Source organism: Pseudanabaena biceps PCC 7429 (genome assembly GCF_000332215.1).
Classification (GTDB): Bacteria; Cyanobacteriota; Cyanobacteriia; order Pseudanabaenales; family Pseudanabaenaceae; genus Pseudanabaena; species Pseudanabaena biceps.
The window spans coordinates 18,739-39,577 of record NZ_ALWB01000011.1 but is presented as its reverse complement, the minus strand read 5'-3'; the positions used below and the strand labels follow the sequence as shown (position 1 = coordinate 39,577).

The following is a 20,839-nucleotide window of genomic DNA, read 5'->3' as shown; positions in this document are numbered from 1 at the left end:
ATGTTAAGCATTTCTTCATGCAACTACAATATTTAAAGATCTTAAATTTAGGAAAGATAGTATTAAAAGCTATCTTTCCTAAAGTACTAAATGCTTTGAGGTAAGTTTAGTCATGGTTGTCAGTAAAGGAAAGAACCCGACAGCACAAGAAACCTTTATGCAAATGGCTCAAGCCGCAGGTTTGCGTGGACGTTTATTAGTCACTGTCGGAGTTTTAATATTAGTTAGACTTGGTATTTACTTACCATTACCAGGAGTCGATCGCCTAAGATTTACAGAAATTGTTAAAAACAACGCTGTAGTTAATTTCTTAGATATTTTTTCTGGTGGTGGACTATCTCTGCTTGGCATATTTGCGCTAGGAATTTTGCCATTCATCAACGCTTCGATCATTATGCAGTTGATGACCTCGGCACTACCAAGCTTAGAAAACCTGCAAAAAAATGAAGGCGAAGCAGGACGCAGAAAAATCTCTCAATACACACGCTATGTAGCTTTTGTTTGGGGAATAATTCAAAGCTGGGGCTTGGGTGTATGGGTGCAGAACTCTGGTGTACTATCGGATGCCAGCGCCAATTGGATTACCATTGGCGATGGTCGTGTGATTTTTTCTAGCTTTATTTTCCAGACAACTGTGGCGCTTGCCGCAGGTGCAATGTTTGTTATGTGGGCTGGTGAATTAATCACCGAAAAAGGAGTAGGCAACGGAGCTTCCTTACTAATCTTTATCAGTATTGTTGCTAACTTGCCAAAATCCTTGGGTGACACTATTTCCCTTGCACAGAAAGATAGCTCCCGTGTAGGTGGCGTAATTTTGCTGCTGGTCATCTTCTTGATCATGATTGTCGGCATCGTATTCGTGCAGGAAGGAACCCGAAGAATCCCGATTATTTCGGCTCGTCGCCAAGTAGGACGGAAGCTCTATCGAGAACAGGCTTCTTATCTGCCTCTAAGGCTAAACCAAGGCGGGGTGATGCCAATTATCTTTGCCTCGTCGGTGATGATTTTGCCTGCCTACCTCAGCCAAAGCATTAATAATGAAGTATTCGTGTCGATTGCTACTTGGATCTCGCCGAGCGGACCTGGACATATCCCCGTATATATGCTTTTAATTCTAGGGTTTAGTTTCTTTTATTCGACCCTAGTTTTAAATCCCGTAGAGTTATCTCAAAATCTCAAAAAGATGGGTAGTAGTATCCCTACCGTGAGACCAGGGACTGCCACTTCCGATTACATCAGTGGCGTGCTTAACCGATTGACACTGCTTGGTTCTGTATTTCTCTGTGGTATTGCGATTATTCCTAGTGCCCTCGAAAAGGCTACAGGGGTATCGACATTTAGTGGCATTGGTGCAACTTCGCTATTGATTTTGGTTGGGGTAGCGATCGAAACTTCAAAGCAAATCCAAACCTATGTGATCTCTCAACGTTATGAAGGTATGGTGAAACAGTAATGCCTAGAGTAATTTTGATGGGACCGCCTGGAGCTGGTAAGGGTACTCAAGGCGAGATTTTAGCTGAATCTTGGCAAGTACCGAGGATCGCTCCTGGCGATATCTTTCGGGCGGAGATCAAGCAAGGTAGCGAATTAGGACTGAAGGTGAAATCCTTCAGCGATTCGGGTCGTCTCGTTCCCGATGCCGTAGTGATCGAAGTGATCGAATCACGCCTAAGACAGCCTGATACTCAAGCGGGTTGGATTTTAGACGGCTTTCCACGCACGGTGGCCCAAGCTGAAGCACTGGATCTTTTGTTATCTGAAATCAATCAGCCCTATGATTCGGTGATTAATCTTGATGTGCCCGATCGCTTTTTGATTGATCGCCTCAAAGCAAGGGCGGTCGAGCAAGGACGTACCGATGACACTGAAGAGGTAATCCAAAATCGGCTGGAAGAATACAATGCCAAAACCAGACCTCTGCTAGAATTTTATGGAAATAAAGTGAAGCAGATTGATGGTACGCCCTCTATGCCAGAGGTAACAGAGACAATCAAAGCTTTTCTGGCATAGATTTAAAGGCAATTTCATCGAGCAAAGCTCAAGGAAATTGAGTTTTACGTGATGAAATTGTCTCGATCCTAGAGAACTTAATACTGAATTGCGGAGAGTTTGTTTGTCAAAAGAAGATGCTATTGAAATGGAAGGGACGGTGACTGAGTCACTTCCTAATGCTATGTTTCGAGTTGCCCTCGATAATGGCTTTAATGTACTTGCTCACATTTCGGGCAAGATCCGTCGGAACTACATCAAGATTTTGCCAGGCGATCGCGTTAAGGTAGAGCTAACCCCCTACGATCTTACAAAGGGACGTATTACCTATCGCCTCAAAAACCAAGGTGGTGGCAAGAAATAACCAAAAAACAACGCTCTTAAGCGTTGTTTTTTTAATAATAGTAATGGCGGCGCAAAGCGCCGCCATTCTATTATTGAGCTTATTGGGCTTGCAACTCTTTTCCTAAGGTTGTACTTAGCCAATGAGTTACTAATGCATTGACAATCTCAGGGCGATCGTCATGGGGACAATGTCCCGTATTGGGAATGGCGATTACTTGAATGTCTTTTGTTCTGCCCGCTTCTTCGTATATCTTTGCGCCATTAATCGGAGTCCAAGGATCAGCATCGCCCCAGAGAACTAGCAGTGGCTTCTCCACCTTAGCCAAAAGATCGGCGGTGCAGGGTCCCGCAGGAGCAGTTAAAATCGAGGCAAATACCTTTTGGGCTCCTGCGTCACAGGAAGGTTGATAGAGCATATCCACTAATGCATCATCGATCGCCCGATGATTGCGATAGACCTGACGGAGGGAATTACGAATATTCTGTTTTCGGCGTACGAGATCGAAGACAAATTTACCAGTAGTTTCAGAACTAACTAACTTTGCAAATGCCCCCATCACCATTCTTAAGGGTAGGTTTAACTCTTCAGGACGATGGTTCAAGCCTCCTGCGGCATTGAGCAGGACTGCCCCGATCGCTATCTCAGGAGAATTAGTAACTAACATCAAGGCTAATAATGCGCCGATGGAGTTACCAATCCAGACCGCAGGCTGCTTGACCCATTCCTGATGAAAATCGCCGAGCAGTTCCTCCCATAGTTCTAAGGAATAATCGAGTTCGGGTTTAGCCGAGCCACCAAAACCCAATAAGTCGATCGCATATACTTGATAACCTGCCGCCGCCCATACGGACATATTCTTTTTCCAATGTCCAATTGAGGCTCCAAAGCCATGAATTAATACAAGAGGTGTACCCGTACCTGCGACTGCATATTTGATCTGATATCCCCGCCATATCCATGTTTGAAAGGAAGAAGGTTTCTGGTGATCAAGTGTTTCGATATTTTCTGTAGTTAGCACGGTGGTGACTCTTTGGGATTTATAGGATTTTATGCTGGAGACTTGAGTTGATAAAAGGCTAGGGCAGTTTGTCCGTATTGACGACGATCGTAACAGATTAGATTTCCGATTTCATCGGGAAGAGGGCGGAGGCGATCGCACTCAGCGATTGCTAAAGCGCTCTCGGCAAGTAAGGGCGGTAACGCCTTTAGCACTGGTTCGTACAGATCGCTCTGGTATGGCGGATCGAAATAGACTAGATCGAAAAATTGAGGTTGTAATTTTGGCAAAATCTTGATCGCATCACCCTTAATGACTTGAAACTGCTGCTCTGGTTGCGCGAACTTATGCCAATTTTCATGAACGATCCGACAGGCGATCGCCGATAACTCGATCCCCACGACTTTACTAGCGCCTCTGGTTAGGGCTTCCGCGCCCATCGCCCCTGACCCCGCACAGATATCCAACCAATTAGCATTTTTAATCCGACTTTGCAAAATATTAAAAACTGCCGCCCTAACTTTACTGGGCGTTGGTCTTGTGGATAGCCCTGTGGGGGTTTTAATAGAACGATCGCCTTTAATACGAATAGACATCTAAGTACCTCAGCAGAATTAAAATCCAGATCTAAAACCTGCGGCGCACGCTGCGCGTACGCCGCAGGTTTTAGGGTTTTATATTTAATTAAGCCCACTTACTTAGATCAAATGGCTGGAAAAAGACAATCCCTCAATCTGATCGATGGGAACCATCCAAATTTTATTTTGGTAAGGTCGCCATACTGCACTCATTACATAATGATTACGAATAGAGATGATATGTACGTGAGGGATGCCAGAAAATTTCGAGCAAGAACGGAGGAAATCTAAAGTTCTGATTAAGCGGCTATGGAGAAAAGTTGCCATTTCATCGCTACAGTTTTGACGCAGCATCGGAACGACCTGCGGATCGGTTTCTCCCCTGAGTTCGTAGATAATATGCGTCTTACCCTTGAAGTCGATTTTGCGCGATCGCACTTCCCATCCACACAAAACCCCAAAGCCAATAACTGCCATGCCCAAATCGATATGAAAGTCACGCATTTGGAATTTCGTGTTACTACTCATATCTGTATGGGTGTTATACCCCGTCCAAGCATGAAACTTCTCTAAATTATCGTCATTAATATCAACTGCCGAACGGTAGGGAGAAGAGACAGCACGGTTAATTCGTGTTTCGTCTGAAGGTGGCTCTGGTGGCATACTTGTCTCGTAAGTGACAGCATTTATGTGCGAGTATTTGCGAAAAATAGATTGATGCAAAAAACAATCTTACTAAAAATGCCGAAAAAGCTGAACGGATATTCCTATAAGCAGCTTAACATCCACTCTAGAACTTTTATCTAATTTTTAAAGCGATCGCCAAAAATGCGATCGCTTTTTAATGTCTTCCCGTCCATCGCCTCAAATATATAGCAATTCTAAGTGATTCGTGATAGGGCATAAAAGCCCAAAGATGAGTGCCACTCATCTTTGGGCTTTTATGCCCTAAGCAAACCTTACGTTTATATATGAAGGGTGTAATTGACATAGATGATCGCTTCAAGCCGTGGGAAACTATTGCCTATAGGTCACAACATTAAAAAAATGTATGCCTTCTAAAAGTTCGCTAAATTACCATCAGCTACAGCCAGATTTCTTACAGCGGGAGTTGCTGCAATATCAGCGAACTTTACTTACCAATGCCTCGATTTTAGTCGGTTTAGTCGTAATTGGAACTCTGGGCTACCGCTTACTCGAAGGATGGAGTTGGTTTGATTCCCTTTATATGACGATCATTACCCTCGCCACAATTGGCTATGGAGAGACCAATCCTTTACATTTTGAAGGAAGGATCTTCACGATTATTTTGATCGTCATGGGAGTTGTGAGCATCAGCTACATCGCCGCCCAATTTACAACAGCGATCGCCAATGGTCATATTTACGATATTTTTCAGGCGAGGCGACAGCGAAAATTTATGAACTCCTTAAATAAACACTATATAGTTTGCGGCTTTGGGCGGACAGGCAGGCAAGTTACCGCTGAATTTACTGCCGAGGGCAGTATTTCCTTTGTAGTCATTGATAGCGATCCCGTCATGATCGCACAGGCTGAACAGGCGGGATATTTAGCAGTGCAAGGCGATGCCGCCCTTGATCAAACCCTACTTTTTGCGGGAATCGAACGAGCGGTGTGCATCGTTGCCGCCTTGCCTTCGGATGCCGAAAATCTCTATACGGTTTTATCCGCCAAAACCTTAAATACAGAAATTCGGGCGATCGCTAGAGCGAGTACGGAAGAAGCCATGCAGAAGCTGCGCCGAGGCGGAGCCGACGAAGTGATTTCGCCCTACATCACAGGTGGCAAGCGTATAGCAGCAGTTGCCCTGCGTCCACAGGTGATGGATTTTGTGGATGGCATTATTGCGGGCAAAAATCGTTCCTTTTATATCGAGGAATATCGCATTGATGAACCTAGTTTTATCGGCATTTCCCTAAAGCAGGCGAGTTTGCGATCGCAGACGGGAGTTCTCGTATTAGCGATTCGGCGAGAAGATGGCAATGTGATTGCTGGTCCCGATGGCAATACAGAAATTTTACAAGGCGATGTCTTAATCTCTATGGGAACTCCCGAACAATTGCGAGCGCTGAATCAAATCCTGAGTCCGCTGTCTCAAAAGACAAATTTGTTACGATTACCCCGCATGAAATAATACCAAAGCCCAGAAGATGAGTAGCGGCGCTTCGCGCCGCTACTCATCTTCTGGGCTTATACCAATTCACGAAAGTGTGACAACACTTTTGTGAATTAAAAACTAAACCTAAATTATCATGAAGTTTATTTCGCCATCTCGCCCCATTCAAATGGCGATCGCCTTAGCGATTAATTCCGAATTTAAGATTTTGCTAGCCCCTAGAGAAATTGCTCTGAAGATTTGCTATCCCAAATATGAAGCGCATTACACATTGGCGATCGCTTTGGCAATTTCCCATCAATTAGGTATAGAAGCGAGCCAAATTGCGGAAAAAATAGCGGAAAAAGTTACTGAGGCGATCGCGGAAACCCGTTCGCAAAACCCCCAAATATTTGCAGAATGGAAAATCAAATCCTGCAATAAGGGCTTGTTAAATATTTATCTAAGCGAGCGATATCTAGGGGACAGCCTCCATGCTCTGATGAGTTGGAAACTTGACGCAGCATCTTTTGAAATAAGTGGCGATCATCCATTATGGCAAAAGCGTAATATTTCTCTAAATCCTTCTCTAAATCCTTCTCAACAAGCTTCCGAACCAATGCAGCAATATGCCCATGCTCGCTGCTGTGCCCTAATCCGATTAATCGATAGAACCAATCAAGATTCCCAATATTCAGCCCGCGCCGCAACTATTAACAAAATCCACAAAATAGAACCGATAGAACCTGAGGAAGTTAGTTTGTTATTGCGAAATATGGCGATCGCCGATTATTTAGAAAATGAAAATATTTTGCCTTTAGATAGAGAGAAATTATCCCGATCGCTAGCCGAAGCTTTTTTACAGTTTTACGATCGCTGTCGAATTTTTGGCGTGGATCGCTATGCATGGCAGAGGCGATCATTACTACTGCAAATTACCCAAAAGTTTTTGGTCGCGATCGCTCCACCTGAAATTAATTACGCAATGTATCTATAGCTGCCGCCAGTTTTGTTAGGATAAGATCCAAACCCCAAAGAGGGTTGCCGCGCGGAGCGCGGCAACCCTCTTTGGGGTTTTATGTCCTGATACAGTTGGCGGCAGCTATATAGCAAGAGCTAATACCAATTCACGAAAGTGTGACAACATTTTTGTGAATTAAAAACCAAACCCAGTAAGGGTTTTCAAAGCTGAAAATGGCTACGCCATTTTCAGCTTTGATATAAAAGGATTGGCGCACGCTGCGCGTGCGCCAATCCTTTGGGGATTATCGAAGAATTAACATGGCATCGCCAAAGGAATAAAAACGATAGTCTTTGGCGATCGCTTCTTGGTATACCGACATTAAAAATTCCCGTCCCGACTCTCCCAAAAAAGAAGCCACCATCATTAATAACGTGGACTTGGGCAAATGAAAATTAGTGATCATGCCATCTAATACTTTCCATTCATAACCTGGATAAATCATGAGATTCGTTTTACCCCGAAAAGCTTCATAATTAGCATTTTCCAGCGATCGCGCCACCGTACTGCCCACACCAATTACGCGCCCGCCTTTTGCCTTGGTTTCCTTGATTTTGGCGATCGTTTCCTCTGGCACTTCACACCACTCGTTATGCATCACATGCTGAGTGATGTCCTCAGTCTCCACAGGACGAAAAGTACCAATCCCCACATGCAAAGTCACAAAGGATTTATCAATACCGCGATCGGACAGCGTTTGAAACAGGGACTCCGTAAAATGTAACCCCGCCGTTGGTGCAGCGATCGCTCCAGACACCTCAGCATAGATCGTTTGATAGCGCTCTGCATCAGTATGGGAATCGGTGACATAGGGAGGCAAAGGAACCTTACCTAATTGATCAATAATTTTGTCGAGGTCAGCATCCTCAGGGATGTGAAATTGCAATTCCCTTGCCCTTGTCGAGGTTTCAATCCCTTCGACCGTCGCTTTGACCCGCTCAGCAAAAACGATCGTGCTACCTACTGGCAATCGCTTCCCTGGTTTGACCAACGCCAACCAGCGATTGTGACCTACTGGCTCCATTAACAAAATCTCCACAGGAACCCCCGATAGCTTCTGTCCGTACATTCGAGCGGGAATAACCTTGGTGTTATTAAAAACTAGCAAATCCCCTGCCTGCAAAAAATCTGGCAGATCGTAAAAGTGATGATGTCGCAAATTGCGATCGCGCTCAATCACCAGTAGTCGCGATGAATCCCTCGGTGTAACTGGATCTTGAGCAATGCGATCGCTTGGCAATTCATAATCATAGGCACTTAACGCGAAATCAGGCGCAAGTTCAGCAGGCGATGAGGTCATAGATGAAGTTACATTTTGGGATATGGGCACTACTTAAAAATATGCAGCAAAATATGCAGCACTCCTCTAAGTGTTTGTCAAAAAGTGACTAAGTGACAAAAAAATATAAGAAATTTTATATACCAATTGGCAAAACAGTGGTATACAGATGGCAGTAGCAACATACACTTTGGGTATGGGGCGTAAATTGTTTCTCAGCCTTTCCATATTGAACGAGGAGTTTATGCAGTATTTAATGACCGATCTTCACCAACGCTTTATTGGTGCATTGAACTACAACAAGCCCCTTGCCGTGGGTGACGTATTTCGAGCCGACAACACCAAAACTTATACGGTTGTCAGTATTAACGATACTCGCGATAAGAGTAAAGATGTTAAGTCAGTAACCGTAATTCCCGTCCGTGAAACTGTAAATGCCTAGCAAATCTCTAGCAAATGTCTAGTAGTTGTTCTTGACCGTTAATTTGAGCATTAATTTGATCATTAATTTGACCGTTAATTTATCTATCCGTCATTGATTGATATCGATCGCCCCAGTCAAGGATATTGGCTAAAAATATTCTGAAACACTATTCTGAAACACTATTCCGAAACATTGAAAAGTAATTCTAGGGAAGCATCGAACGCAATCTGAAAGACTTATGGAAGCTATTGACAATACATTGATATAAACGAGTATTTCTTTGTTCTTTTCAGATATAGCGATCGTTAATAAATAGTAATAAAAAGCAGCGTATTGCGCTGCTTTTTATTAAGTATAGCTATAGTCAGTAATGTTAGGAAAAAATCAAACCCAATAGGGATTTGTGGCGCGTTGCGCCGCAAATCTCTATTGGGTTTGATGTCCTGATTTAAGTGAATATAGCTATAATACCAATTCACGAAAGTGTGACAACATTTTTGGGAATTGAAAAACAAACCTAATAAACGTGAGTTCGGGATAATTTGAAACGGGCTGTGAGAAAGGGTTTGCTACGCAAACCCTTTCTCAAAGCCAGTTTCAAATTATCCCGAACTCACCTAAAGGTAGCTTCGACTCCCCTCAGCTACCTTTGACTAGACTGAGCATTTTAATCCACAAGGGCTTTAGGGTAAAATCAAAACCCCAAAAGCCGTAATTTACGTGCAGCGTGCGTTACAGCTTTTGGGGTTTTATATTTAATTGTACCCAGCTACTTAGCTATCCCTTAAGCAAGATCAAACAGTGGCAAGATCAAACAGCATTGTGGTCATGTATCGTTCTGTCCATTCAGTGCCAAAGGACTTTTCGAGAACGCGTCTCGTTTTATCATTTTGTTGTTGTTTTTCGCAATAATAACGCTGCCCAGCTAGAACTTGCTCGATTTCAAGGGAAGTTGTTAATGGCTCTGTCGCTACTGCTAGCTGACAATGCAGGGTCAGATATTCCCTCACTCTTTTTAAGAAATCAGCCTCTTCACGATCGCCCATGGGACGCACAAACAAACAAAAATCTGAAAAAATATCGCCCCATTGTGGTAACTCACGGGTCTGCTCGAATTGCAGCGCTGGCAAATTAGATAGCGCATTGTAATAACTGCGAGGTAAAGCACGTTCGGGATGCACTGGGGATAAATCAACGATCGCCGCACTAATACTTCCACGACCACCTACTAAATCGGCTCCAAAAATGGGAATCCCATATTCAGGATTGGGAAACATCACACAGTGGAGAATATCTAGACCATTACCAACTCTCGCGAGTTCTAAATGTAACTTCCGAAACTGAGGAGTTTTATAGCAGTGATTTTCAATGACTAGACGTTCGCCTTCTAAAGCACCCTCGACATAACCCAAATCTTCGGGCACTTGATAAGAGGACAAATCTAAGTTTTCTCTCCAGACAGCTTCAATACAATCAGCTAAGTTATGAATTAAAGGATATTGTTGCTCTCGCAGCGACACTTGTGTAGCTTGAGTCATGCGATTTTATCTCAATGTATATGAATTTTTAAAAAGTATTTATTGTTTGACCATGACTGATTTTTTGTGCAAAATGCGTGTAAGGAGCTAGGCAGAATTAAAAACCAAAACTAGAGAGCATACCGCCCGCTGCGCGGGCGGTATGCTCTTCTAGGTTTTAAGGTTACTTATGCCTAGCTACTTAGAAATCATCAAAGGGTTTGAACGTGGTGCTTCACGATAATTATACCAAAGCTCAAAATGGCATAGCCATTTTGAGCTTTGGTATTACTGGTAAGCCTTAATTCGTTGTAGTCGATTGTGAATCCTGTTCACTAGATCTACGCCTACGACTGGTTTACATAAATAGTCATCCGCCCCAACGCTAAAAGCGAGATTTTGGGTATTGGCATCATTCATCACACTGAGAAATAGCACTGGTAAGCGCCGCCAGTCGAGGTTGCTCCTTAGAGCCTGACAGATTTCAATCCCGTTAACCTGTGGCATATTCACATCTAAGACTAAAACATCGGGCAAAACGGATTGCAACACTGTCCAAAAATCCTTAGGATCAGCTAAGGTTGTCACTTTAAATCCCCAAGGCTTGAGCAACCTCAGCAGCGATCGCAGGCAGTCAATATCATCATCTACAATCATCACCTTTATAACCATTTGCGAAGCATCTTGTTCAAGTAACGAAAATGCAAAATCAGAAATCGCTGCCACAGGTGCATTACAAATTGAGTCTATGCTTTGAATGGAATTCTCTAAGGAAATAGCTAAAGCTTCTAATATTTCTAATTGATTTTTTTTGAGTAATGTTTGACTTTTGAGCAGATTTTCTAACTGACTAGCCGACTGCATAGCGATCGTCAATCCCAAAGTTCCTAACGTACCAGTCAATTTATGGGCAATTTGGTACGCTTGGGTCTGCAATTGCGGATCTAATTCCCCAGATTTTAATTTCTGCAATACTTGAAATATGTTCTTGACCTGTTCCAAACTCCTCGGTTTAGTATTAATCCACTGTTCATTTAAAAATGCCAAATACATTTCCTGACGAGTCGAGTGATTGCTAGAATCTTGAGCGCCAAGCAATGGGGGAGTCGGTAGATCTTTTTGGACTAAAGGATCTGGCGCTTTCAGGTAATAGCCGCGTCCATGCACGGTCGCGATAAAATCCGAGGGTGCGCCCACGGATACTAATTTATGCCGTAACCGCCGAATATGCGATCGCACTGTTGCCTCTGAAGGAAATTCATCGGAAGACCAAAGGCGATCGAGAATTTCATCAGCGCTTAGCAAATGCTGGCTATCGCGCAGTAATAGCTCCAACAGCTCATATTCTTTATTAGTTAGGGTTAAGGGATGACCATTGTAAGAAACCTCACAGGTACTCGGATTTAACAATAAATCTCCCCAAACTAATAGAGGAAAAGAACTGGCATTACTCCGACGCAATAATGCCCGAATTCTTGCAATTAACTCAGGTAAATCAAAGGGCTTCACCACATAATCATCCGCCCCTGCATCTAATCCACTAACCTTCGCCGTACTGGCATTTTGCGCGGTCAGCAATAGAATTGGTGTAGTATAGCCCTCTGCTCGCAATCGTTGACATAGATGAATACCATCTAGCTTAGGCAAAACTATATCTAAGAGAATCAAATCGTAATCAAAGGTAGAGCCATAGGTCCATCCCATCTCGCCATCCTTGACCACATCCACAATATAGTGATGTTCTGCCAAACTTTTAGTTAAAACAGCAATTAGTAATTCATCATCCTCAACGAGCAATATCTTCATAACTTTTTATCTATAGCTATCGCCAAGTGTATCAGGGCATATAGCTGTCGCCACTCACGTTATACCAATTCCAAAAATGGCGTTGCCACTTTTGGAATCGCAAAACATTACTGGGTAAGTCAGGACATCAAACCCAATAGAGAGTTGCGGAGCTTCGCGCCGCAACTCTCTATTGGGTTTGAGCGATAATTGCTGTAAATGAATATAGTTATAATTCACTGAGGTCAGTTCGGAAAAATACGCAAACGTCTGTTGGGTTCAGAGCCGTAGCTTTCCGATCGCAATTGGTAATGCTCGACTAGCTCGTGTTGCATCCGCCGAATAATTGACGAACGGGGCAGCAACTCCACGGGTTGACCTTTGGGAATCACAATCTGTTCGACGGCAAGACGGGTTTCTTCGAGGGCTTCGATTTCATCCTCAGAGTCCCCATAGGCAAACATATTCAGATCGCTAATCGTATCGGTTGGGCTTTCGTCAATATGTAAAATGCGTCTCAAAGCACGGGTAATTTGCGGAAGGGTACTGGTTTTGATCGCGTGAATGGGAATTTGCCTTGCTTCGGCAACTTGACGTACTTTCGAGCTAGTCCGAATCTGCGATCGCAGGGCAAGCACAATATCAGCTTCATCAAGATCTTTGGTAATTTCAATCGGCAAATTGATCGATTGCACTACCTGCTCGGTTTGATGGCGGCTAACTCCGTAGAGATAAACATTGAGAGTGCCAAACCGCTCCCGCATCGTATCGTAAGAGGCAAGATCGCCAAATTCTTCCTCTTCCTCAACAATGGATTCATTTAGTTCGGCTACCGTATTGCGATCAATGCGATCGATATTGCGATCGATATTGCGATCAATCTTACTCGTCAGATCGGCAACCTCGGAACGCATTTGCACCTGTGGATCGATGGGCAAGGGTTTGATTTTGCCCGTCGCCCGCCAACCCTTGACCGCAGGATTGCGCATCACTTCAGGATTTTTAGGCTTCTCCTCCGTGGTCGTAACTTCACCCGCATCGCTGACTGCCCGAATTTGACGACCAGGATCGCGATCGCGCAGGAGCATATCGATCGTACCTGCGACATCGGTATGGACTGCCCAGCGGTAGCGTTCCCACATTTCTACGGCAATATCAAAGGTAGGCTGAGCCTTGCGTTCGAGGATGCTTTTTTGGGGCAAGCCCCTGCGGCGCATTTCTTCGTCACCGAGGGTAACGGACTGAATGCCACCGATCAGATCGGAGAGGGTAGGATTTTTAATGAGATTAGCCAATTGATTGCCGTGGGCTGTGCCAACCAGTTGCACTCCTCGTTCGGCGATCGTTCTAGCGGCAAGGGCTTCTAACTCTGTACCAATTTCATCAATCACAATGACTTCAGGCATGTGATTTTCCACAGCCTCGATCATAACTTGGTGTTGCAGTTCGGGTTGAGAGACCTGCATTCTTCGCGCCCGACCGATCGCAGGGTGAGGAATATCCCCATCGCCCGCAATCTCATTGGAAGAATCGATAATCACAACCCGCTTATTGAGATCGTCGGCAAGGACGCGGGCAATTTCGCGCAGGGCAGTAGTTTTGCCCATTCCAGGCTTACCCAAGAGCAAAATTGATTTACCTGTTTCTACCAAGTCGCGAATCATGGCGATCGTACCGTAGACGGCTCTGCCAACGCGACAGGTTAATCCGATAATTTCGCCTTTGCGGTTGCGAATGGCACTGATACGGTGTAGGGTGCGCTCGATTCCTGCCCGATTATCGCCTCCAAATTCGCCAACTTGCTGGACACAGATCGCCAAATCCTCTTTGGTAATCGGATCATCGGTTAAGTATTTAGTCGTGTCAAAATAACGGGCTTCGGGCAACCTACCTAAGTCCATCACAATTTCGACAAGTTGTTCTAAACCACCACATAGTTCGAGGCTATTTTTGATACGCGGTGGCAAAATATCGAGAAGTTGATCGAGATTATCTGTAACTTGCTTGCGGATTGATTCCATTAGGCTTTTAGTTTTTTATGGTTAATTTTTTAAAATTAATGTTTAACAATTAATGTTTAACAATTAAAAGATGCGGGACAAGATGGGCGACGAAATGTTCATCTCTGCCTAGTTTTTGCCTAGTTTTTGCCTAGTTGTTTAATTTCGTTGTCGTGCATAGTTATTAAGACTTTTTAAGATGGGATTTTAGAATTGGATTTTAAGTTTGAAGTTCAGGTTTGAATTTCAAGTTTGACTTTCAAGATTTGATTTGTGAAACTAGATTGCGGGCGATCGCCACAGCTTGTCTGAGCAAATCGGGGCGATCTTCAAGGCGATCGGGGATAGGCTCCTCCAAACCTTCAAGAAAATTCATTACAATCTTGCGAGCATAGCTACCGTAGGCAACTCCAGCCACGGGAATATCAGCTTGGCGTAGCTTCGGAACAGTACTTGCATTTGTACCACCAGCCAATTGCACAAAACCAATGGGTAACTGAAAATCCAAAACTTTTTGTCCTAATTGCAAGGCAGCTCGGGTAGCCCCATCACCGATATCACCACTCATGGGTCTACCATCGGTTTGCCAGATCAGCGATCGCGGCTGGGGCTGCATCACCCTTAGTAAAGACATGAGATATTCACGCAAATCATCACAGTCTGGGAAACTAACTGCCACCAGCTTGAGTTGAGGGATAATCGGACTTAATCGCCGCCAAAATGAGGCAAATTCTTGAGTGCGATGGGGCTGAGTATGAATTTCGATCGCATTAATGGACTGATTAAGTACTTCATCAAAGATATCTTCAGGGACATAGACCTGTTCGCGAGTATGGATTATCTTCACTGGACATAGGGGTAGACAACGACCGCACCCATAACAAAGATTTGGCATGATCCCATTGTAATCATTACTAAACTTGATTGCTGTGGTGGGGCATACCTTTTCGCAAGGTCTTGGGCAGTCGTGCGGACATAACTGAGGATCAAAGACCGCTTTCCGAAAATGGGGGTCTTCTCCATCGTTGAAGCTAACCATTATTAAAGGAGCGATCGCCTGTAGGTCTAACTCTAATGCCACCGCTACGCCCTCCCGTGCAGCCCGAATCGTGGCAGGCTCGGGAGCCATATCTATACAATCTGCGCCTGCGAGGGTGTAGATCAGAGCCAAATTGCGAATGGCAGGTAAATCCTGATAACTAGCACCACAGATGAGTTTAAACCACTGGTGCGATCGAAGAGTTGCAAGTTCCATAATTTCAACGCTATCTACTCAAAGTAGCTCAAAGCAAATGTAGCTTGGCAAATATAGCTTGAAGCAAGCTAACTCAAAGCCCCAATTAACTCTCAGTAATTTAAGCGCTGAAAAACCTCATAGCTAGGGATGTTATCGATTGTAACCTCAGAGAGGTTAAGACGCGATCGCCAATTCACCCAATAATTCACCCAATAATTCACTCAACAATTCACTTAATTGACCTCGCCTCGCCATCTTAAGAGCACTTTGCGCTCAAACCCAAACCAAGGAAATTTTTGGAAGCGTTGCTTCGCAACGCTTTCAAAAATTTCCTTGTGGTTTTTTTGATCAAAAATAGCTATAGGACATAAACCGCTCAAAGCCAAGAATTAGGGATAAGGGAACTTTACCCACCCCACCAATCCTCGGCGGGGAAGGGAGTGGGTGACATTAATAGTCTTTAGTAATCGTAACCATAGATAAAAAGCAATATATCAACCTATTTTCATTTAGATATATCTTTGCAATAATCATAGACAATTAATTATGATTTTCTATAAGTCAATAGAGTTTATATGATAAATAACTGGCTGGACACGATCTGGCTAATTCCCTGCTACTCCTTAGTAGGTGCAATGCTATCGATCGTCTGGTTTCCTAGTATTACCCGCAAAACAGGGCCAAGACCAGCAGGCTACATCAATATCCTGATGACCTTTGTCTCCCTGATTCATGCAATCGCCGCATTGACCGTAGCTTGGGGACAGCCAGAATACTCGTTGTCCTTTCCTTGGTTAACTGTGGGGGGATTGCACTTCAACCTTGATTTACAGATTTCGGCAATTAACGTTGGCGCGATCGTCTTAATCACAGGGTTAAGCCTTCTCGCCGAAATTTACGCCGTAGGCTATATGGAAATGGATTGGGGCTGGGGCAGATTTTTTGCCTTGCTAGCACTTTTTGAAGCTGGCATGTGTTCCTTAGTTCTATGCGACTCCCTCTTTTTTAGTTACGTTATTCTTGAAGTTCTCACCTTAGGTACTTACCTTCTCGTAGGGATTTGGTACAACCAGTCTCTTGTCGTCACAGGTGCAAGGGATGCTTTCTTAACCAAACGGGTAGGCGACCTAATTCTATTAATGGGCGTAGTAGGCTTATTACCCCTAACTGGCACTTGGAACTTTAGTGAACTCACCCAATGGGCTAGCAAGGCAAACGTTGATCCACTCGCGATTACCCTAGTAACCCTAGCCCTCATGGTAGGTCCTATGGGCAAATGCGCTCAATTCCCATTGCATCTCTGGCTAGATGAGGCGATGGAAGGACCCCTACCCAGTACGATTTTGCGTAACTCCGTGATCGTTGCGACAGGAGCTTGGGTTCTAGTAAAGCTCTACCCTCTCTTGGCTCTATCCCCTCTTACCCAACAGGTAGTGATCGCCGTTGGTGCGGCGACAGCCTTAGGAACGGTATTAATCTCGATCGCCCAAATTGATGTAAAGCGATCGCTCTCCTACTTGACCAGCGCCTTCATGGGACTAATCTTTATTGCGGTTGGGACTGGAGAAATCCATAGTGCCTATCTCTTGATGTTGTCCCATGCCTTAGCGATCGCCCTATTACTAATGTCAGTAGGCAGCATTATTTCCAACAATATCACCCAAGATCTCACCCAAATGGGCGGATTATGGCAGCGTCGTCCGATTTCAGGATTGTGCTTTTTAGTTGGAGCGATCGGCTTGATCGGCTGTCCTCCCCTTGGCGGATTCTGGGCCATGCTCGATTTAATTTCGCACCTATGGCAGAGCTACCCTGCTTTAGCGGAACTAATATTGCTAATTAATGGCTTGATGGCTTTGAGCTTAATACGTGTATTCGGACTAATTTGGGGCGGGAAACCCAAACAGATGACCGAAAGATCCGTCGAACCTCTATGGCTAATTGTCCTACCAATGACATTACTAGCGGGTTTTGTACTCCATACCCCTCAGGTTCTTAGTTCTTTGGCAATCATTACTGACTGGTCAATCGTTACCAGTCCCGATGCCCTTCTGTTATTAGGCGCAAACATAGCAGGGCTAACCACAGGAGCATATCTCTATCTCAATGATGGCATTGCCAAGCCAATTCAACTGGGATGGAAAGGTTTGCAAAACTTCTTAGCCAACGATTTCTATACCCCCAAACTCTATAAAGTCACGATTGTGGGATTAGTCGATGGCATATCTCAGAAAATGTACTGGTTCGATCGCTTCTTTGTCGATGGTGTCGGTAATTTCTTTGGTTTGGCAACCCTATTTAGCGGTCAGAATCTTCGCTACAGCACCTTTGGGCAATTACAACTCTATACCCTGACAATCGTAGTCGGCATTGGAGTTCTACTTTTATTACTATTCAATCGCACTCTCTAAAACTAGATCTCTAAATTAGGAATCAAACTATGCTCAGTGCTTTAATCTGGTTGCCAGTCATCGGGGCTTTAGCGATCGCTTTCCTACCGCAAAATCAAGTCAAAAAAGGCTCCGCGATCGTCGCCACCGCCATTCTCATTCTTGATTTTCTTCTACTTTATAAATTTGATATCAAGATTTCTAACTTCCAATTTTCTGAAAATTTACCTTGGCTCGAAAACCTCGGATTAAACTACAGCCTTGGCATTGACGGACTATCGCTGCCCCTCGTAGTTCTAAATGGATTGCTCACTTGGTTGATCGTCTGTTTTTGCGATCGGGAAATCAAAGAAAGGAATACCCTCTTCCATGTCTTAATGCTCTTAATTCATGCGGGAGTAAGCGGCGCAATCCTCTCCACCAACACCCTACTATTCGTTCTCTTCTATGAAATTGAGTTAATACCTCTTTATCTAGTTATTGCGGTCTGGGGCGGGACACAGCGCAGCTATGCCGCAATGAAGTTCTTAATCTTCACTGCTATTTCAGGAATTCTGGTTTTAGTAGGATTTTTGGCTCTGGGTTGGCTCTCCGCCAGTCCTACTCCAATTTTCGACTACACGACCTTACAGGAGCTCAGCTTACCCATTGAAATTCAAGTTACCCTCCTCGTTGTGTTACTACTGGGCTTTACGATCAAAGCCCCCTTTGTCCCCTTCCATACTTGGTTACCCGATGCCTATGTCGAATCGACAACACCAACCGTGATGATGCTGGGTGGTATCGTCGCCAAGCTAGGAACCTATGGTTTGTTTCGGTTCTGTGTCGGACTATTTCCTGAAGCTTGGGCTTTGCTCTCGCCTTGGATCGCGCTATGGGCTGGGTTAGGTATTCTGTACGGAGCCATGACCGCGATCGCCCAAAAGGATATCAAGAGAATGGTTGCCTACAGTTCCATCGGTCACATGAGCTATATTCTTTTGGCAGCAGCAGCAGCTACTCCCTTAAGTATGGTTGGCGGCATCATTCAAATGGTCAGTCATGGTCTAGTGCTAGCACTACTTTTCTATCTCGTCGGTGTGATCGAAGAAAAAGTCGGTACAAGGGATTTAGATGTTTTAAATGGATTGTTAAACCCCTTGAGAGGCTTGCCTTCAACTAGCGCCTTGTTAATCCTTGGAGGTATGGCAAGTGCGGGTATTCCGGGACTGGTAGGATTCATTTCCGAATTCCTAATTTTCCAAGGTAGCTTTAGTAAATTCCCTATTCCCACACTCTTTTCGATCATCGGCACGGGACTTACCGCCGTATATTTCGTAATTTTGCTTAATCGCACCTGTTTCGGCAAGTTAGACAATCATACGGCTTACTATCCTAAGGTGAGTGGACTAGAACAATTACCAGCTCTAATTCTTACCGCCTTAATTGTCATTCTGGGAGTTCAGCCATCATGGTTAGTACGCTGGAGCGAAGTAAGTGCCATCCAAATCATCGCCAGAGTTCCCGAAACAGCGGTTGTCGCTAGTGCAAATCTCAAGTCATCCCTCTACGAGCAAATATTTTTAGCTTTTCGGAAAGACTAAAGCACCAAAAGAACTTTGAAGTTTATTTATCTTTAAGTATCTTGATGCAATTAAATATAAAGCCCCAAAAGCTGTAGTGCACGCACAGCATAGGATACAGCTTTTGACTCTGGGTTTTAATTATGTCCAGCTACTTAACTACTGAATTTAAATGCTTAATTTAAATGCTTAATTTAAATGCTTAATATTAAGAAAAAAATAGGGAAAAATTATGACCAGCACCTTACTCGAACCCACTACGAAACTACCGCCTTCCAACCATCCGCTCGCTGAGATCATCCATCGCCTAGAAGCAGGTGGCTCAATGCTTCCCGATACGCCCGAAAATCTCATGCAGATTATCGGACTTTACAAAGCCTATGCCGTACCAATGGACTTCTATTGGCGAGACTTACTGTACATAGCTGAGCAAGTATTTTTAGACCCCCTTCCCGCCTTCAAATACTTCCCAACCCAAGAATATCTCGATCTGCCAAATCACTATGCAGGCGACAATGCCGATCTCAAATTCTGGCGTGGTGAAGCCACAGCCCATCCCGAACTACTAGAATTTATGAGTAGGGGCGAACTAAAGGCAAAAATTCCGAAGCTATTTCACCATCTCTACCACGATCGCATCAACATGGAGTTTGCCGAAGAATGTATGCGCGCCATGCTCTGGCATCGTGGTATGGGCGGCGAGCTAGAGCCCTATATGGATTCAGAGGAATATCGCCAGAATGCCGATCGCGCCATTAAAGCCTTCTTTAAAAATAATCCCGTCATGCTGGGACTATACAAGCTTTTCCCTGAAATGTTCATGGAGCAATGTCGTCAATCCACAATGACATCAGTCCTTGGGCTATTTTGGGAAATTATGGCTCCCGTCTTTTTCGAGATGTCTGATATCTACGATGAAGGCGGGTTTAAGGGCGTTCCCGATGCGATGGATTTCCTAGTAAATGGTATTTTTGCGATCGCAGGTCGCCCCATCTATCACCGCGTAAACATCGGTGGTGAATGGTTAGATATCGTTCCCAAATCTAAGGGTTTTACTTGGCTCTATGAGGCAGCTTTCCCCTATGTCGAAGCCGTGTTTTATCGCACTTCACCTTTCCGAGGCACTAAATCCTACAATGCCCAAGCCCATGAAATTCCTACCGATCAGCAGGACTTCCACTTCGGTATCTTGTATGCGGATAAATTTCCCGTAGGTTCCGCAGGCATTCCCCCCACGCTACTACACCAAGATATGTACCACTTCCTCCCCCAATATCTAGTGGACTATTACAAACAATATTGTCGGGGCGAAGACGATATGTTGATTCAATTGGCGGTGAGTTTTCAGCGATCGATGTACAATGTCACCTCAGCAGTAATTCAGGCAGGTCGAGCCGCTTTTCTCTATCCTCTAGACGATCCTAACCCCAAACACCTCTTAGCCAATCGTCATTATTTTGAAGGACAACTAAATCGTTTTTGCAATCCTAAATATGGAATGGATCAAGCAGCCAGAATCAACGCGATCCAAAGTCAGGATTATCGATAATTGTTATACCAAAAATCAAAATGGCTACGCCATTTTGATCTCTGAAAAC

17 protein-coding genes are annotated in these 20,839 nt (G+C 44.3%); 9 read left to right on the top strand and 8 right to left on the bottom strand.

Annotated elements, in window-relative coordinates:
* The first annotated feature begins 112 nt into the window (after window positions 1–112).
* The 3 genes from secY (at window position 113) to infA (ending at window position 2,353) form a co-directional block, all read left to right on the top strand.
* A complete protein-coding gene (gene secY / locus PSE7429_RS02500; protein WP_009625472.1) occupies window positions 113–1,453 on the top strand; it encodes a preprotein translocase subunit SecY in 1,341 nt (446 codons plus the stop codon).
* Window positions 1,453–2,010 (top strand): adenylate kinase, encoded by a 558-nt coding sequence (locus PSE7429_RS02495; RefSeq protein WP_009625471.1) that lies wholly within the window; start codon window positions 1,453–1,455, stop codon window positions 2,008–2,010. The genes secY and PSE7429_RS02495 overlap by 1 nt, the downstream gene beginning before the upstream one ends.
* Window positions 2,011–2,113: 103 nt before the next feature.
* Window positions 2,114–2,353 carry a translation initiation factor IF-1 gene (gene infA, locus PSE7429_RS02490; RefSeq protein ID WP_009625470.1) on the top strand — a complete coding sequence of 80 codons (240 nt, stop codon included), beginning with the start codon at window positions 2,114–2,116 and terminating at the stop codon, window positions 2,351–2,353.
* 79 nt (window positions 2,354–2,432) lie between these two features.
* Here infA and PSE7429_RS02485 read toward each other — a convergent pair whose 3' ends face one another.
* From PSE7429_RS02485 to PSE7429_RS02475, 3 genes are all read right to left on the bottom strand, one after another.
* Window positions 2,433–3,353: an alpha/beta fold hydrolase gene (locus PSE7429_RS02485; RefSeq protein ID WP_009625469.1), complete on the bottom strand. Its 921-nt coding sequence runs from the start codon at window positions 3,351–3,353 to the stop codon at window positions 2,433–2,435.
* Between the two features lie 29 nt (window positions 3,354–3,382).
* Window positions 3,383–3,928, bottom strand: a complete 546-nt coding sequence (gene rsmD / locus PSE7429_RS02480; protein WP_009625468.1) for a 16S rRNA (guanine(966)-N(2))-methyltransferase RsmD — start codon at window positions 3,926–3,928, stop codon at window positions 3,383–3,385.
* Window positions 3,929–4,030: 102 nt separating this feature from the next.
* On the bottom strand, window positions 4,031–4,573 hold the full coding sequence (locus PSE7429_RS02475) for a hypothetical protein (RefSeq protein ID WP_009625467.1): 543 nt from the start codon (window positions 4,571–4,573) through the stop codon (window positions 4,031–4,033).
* 388 nt (window positions 4,574–4,961) lie between these two features.
* Here PSE7429_RS02475 and PSE7429_RS02470 point away from each other — a divergent pair, with 388 nt between their 5' ends.
* A complete protein-coding gene (locus PSE7429_RS02470; RefSeq protein WP_009625466.1) occupies window positions 4,962–6,065 on the top strand; it encodes a potassium channel family protein in 1,104 nt (367 codons plus the stop codon).
* 118 nt (window positions 6,066–6,183) lie between these two features.
* Complete coding sequence (locus tag PSE7429_RS02465) at window positions 6,184–7,023, top strand: DALR anticodon-binding domain-containing protein (RefSeq protein ID WP_009625465.1); 840 nt, start codon at window positions 6,184–6,186, stop codon at window positions 7,021–7,023.
* A gap of 268 nt (window positions 7,024–7,291) precedes the next feature.
* On the opposite strand, the gene queA is transcribed toward PSE7429_RS02465, so the two are convergent.
* Window positions 7,292–8,347, bottom strand: coding sequence for a tRNA preQ1(34) S-adenosylmethionine ribosyltransferase-isomerase QueA (queA, locus tag PSE7429_RS02460; protein ID WP_009625464.1), 1,056 nt, complete (start codon window positions 8,345–8,347; stop codon window positions 7,292–7,294).
* Window positions 8,348–8,495: 148 nt separating this feature from the next.
* On the opposite strand from queA, the gene PSE7429_RS02455 reads away from it, so the two are divergent.
* Window positions 8,496–8,768 carry a hypothetical protein gene (locus PSE7429_RS02455; RefSeq protein ID WP_009625463.1) on the top strand — a complete coding sequence of 91 codons (273 nt, stop codon included), beginning with the start codon at window positions 8,496–8,498 and terminating at the stop codon, window positions 8,766–8,768.
* Window positions 8,769–9,544: 776 nt separating this feature from the next.
* Here PSE7429_RS02455 and PSE7429_RS02450 read toward each other — a convergent pair.
* The 4 genes from PSE7429_RS02450 to PSE7429_RS02435 all read right to left on the bottom strand — a co-directional run bounded on the left by PSE7429_RS02450 (window position 9,545) and on the right by PSE7429_RS02435 (window position 15,307).
* Window positions 9,545–10,288, bottom strand: a complete 744-nt coding sequence (locus PSE7429_RS02450) for a phycocyanobilin:ferredoxin oxidoreductase (RefSeq protein ID WP_009625462.1) — start codon at window positions 10,286–10,288, stop codon at window positions 9,545–9,547.
* A gap of 267 nt (window positions 10,289–10,555) precedes the next feature.
* Complete coding sequence (locus tag PSE7429_RS02445; RefSeq protein ID WP_009625461.1) at window positions 10,556–12,073, bottom strand: response regulator transcription factor; 1,518 nt, start codon at window positions 12,071–12,073, stop codon at window positions 10,556–10,558.
* Window positions 12,074–12,297: 224 nt separating this feature from the next.
* Entirely contained in the window at window positions 12,298–14,073 is a 1,776-nt protein-coding gene (locus tag PSE7429_RS02440; protein ID WP_009625460.1) for a R3H domain-containing nucleic acid-binding protein, read from the bottom strand.
* A gap of 238 nt (window positions 14,074–14,311) precedes the next feature.
* Window positions 14,312–15,307 carry a Light dependent period protein LdpA domain-containing protein gene (locus PSE7429_RS02435; RefSeq protein ID WP_009625459.1) on the bottom strand — a complete coding sequence of 332 codons (996 nt, stop codon included), beginning with the start codon at window positions 15,305–15,307 and terminating at the stop codon, window positions 14,312–14,314.
* 557 nt (window positions 15,308–15,864) lie between these two features.
* On the opposite strand from PSE7429_RS02435, the gene PSE7429_RS02430 reads away from it, so the two are divergent.
* From PSE7429_RS02430 to PSE7429_RS02420, 3 genes are all read left to right on the top strand, one after another.
* On the top strand, window positions 15,865–17,700 hold the full coding sequence (locus tag PSE7429_RS02430; RefSeq protein WP_009625458.1) for an NAD(P)H-quinone oxidoreductase subunit F: 1,836 nt from the start codon (window positions 15,865–15,867) through the stop codon (window positions 17,698–17,700).
* A 29-nt stretch (window positions 17,701–17,729) separates the two neighbouring features.
* Entirely contained in the window at window positions 17,730–19,262 is a 1,533-nt protein-coding gene (locus PSE7429_RS02425; RefSeq protein ID WP_009625457.1) for an NADH-quinone oxidoreductase subunit M, read from the top strand.
* A gap of 211 nt (window positions 19,263–19,473) precedes the next feature.
* On the top strand, window positions 19,474–20,790 hold the full coding sequence (locus PSE7429_RS02420; RefSeq protein ID WP_009625456.1) for a CO2 hydration protein: 1,317 nt from the start codon (window positions 19,474–19,476) through the stop codon (window positions 20,788–20,790).
* Window positions 20,791–20,839: the final 49 nt, after the last annotated feature.

Bases quoted from the DNA above. Each gene is read 5' to 3' on its own strand.
- PSE7429_RS02425 (WP_009625457.1), top strand. From the start codon at position 17,730: ATGCTCAGTGCTTTAATCTGGTTGCCAGTCATCGGGGCTTTAGCGATC.
- PSE7429_RS02440 (WP_009625460.1), bottom strand. From the start codon at position 14,073: ATGGAATCAATCCGCAAGCAAGTTACAGATAATCTCGATCAACTTCTC.
- PSE7429_RS02470 (WP_009625466.1), top strand. From the start codon at position 4,962: ATGCCTTCTAAAAGTTCGCTAAATTACCATCAGCTACAGCCAGATTTC.
- PSE7429_RS02435 (WP_009625459.1), bottom strand. From the start codon at position 15,307: ATGGAACTTGCAACTCTTCGATCGCACCAGTGGTTTAAACTCATCTGT.
- PSE7429_RS02455 (WP_009625463.1), top strand. From the start codon at position 8,496: ATGGCAGTAGCAACATACACTTTGGGTATGGGGCGTAAATTGTTTCTC.
- PSE7429_RS02465 (WP_009625465.1), top strand. From the start codon at position 6,184: ATGAAGTTTATTTCGCCATCTCGCCCCATTCAAATGGCGATCGCCTTA.
- secY (WP_009625472.1), top strand. From the start codon at position 113: ATGGTTGTCAGTAAAGGAAAGAACCCGACAGCACAAGAAACCTTTATG.
- PSE7429_RS02420 (WP_009625456.1), top strand. From the start codon at position 19,474: ATGACCAGCACCTTACTCGAACCCACTACGAAACTACCGCCTTCCAAC.
- rsmD (WP_009625468.1), bottom strand. From the start codon at position 3,928: ATGTCTATTCGTATTAAAGGCGATCGTTCTATTAAAACCCCCACAGGG.
- queA (WP_009625464.1), bottom strand. From the start codon at position 8,347: ATGACCTCATCGCCTGCTGAACTTGCGCCTGATTTCGCGTTAAGTGCC.
- PSE7429_RS02445 (WP_009625461.1), bottom strand. From the start codon at position 12,073: ATGAAGATATTGCTCGTTGAGGATGATGAATTACTAATTGCTGTTTTA.
- PSE7429_RS02430 (WP_009625458.1), top strand. From the start codon at position 15,865: ATGATAAATAACTGGCTGGACACGATCTGGCTAATTCCCTGCTACTCC.
- PSE7429_RS02495 (WP_009625471.1), top strand. From the start codon at position 1,453: ATGCCTAGAGTAATTTTGATGGGACCGCCTGGAGCTGGTAAGGGTACT.
- PSE7429_RS02450 (WP_009625462.1), bottom strand. From the start codon at position 10,288: ATGACTCAAGCTACACAAGTGTCGCTGCGAGAGCAACAATATCCTTTA.
- PSE7429_RS02475 (WP_009625467.1), bottom strand. From the start codon at position 4,573: ATGCCACCAGAGCCACCTTCAGACGAAACACGAATTAACCGTGCTGTC.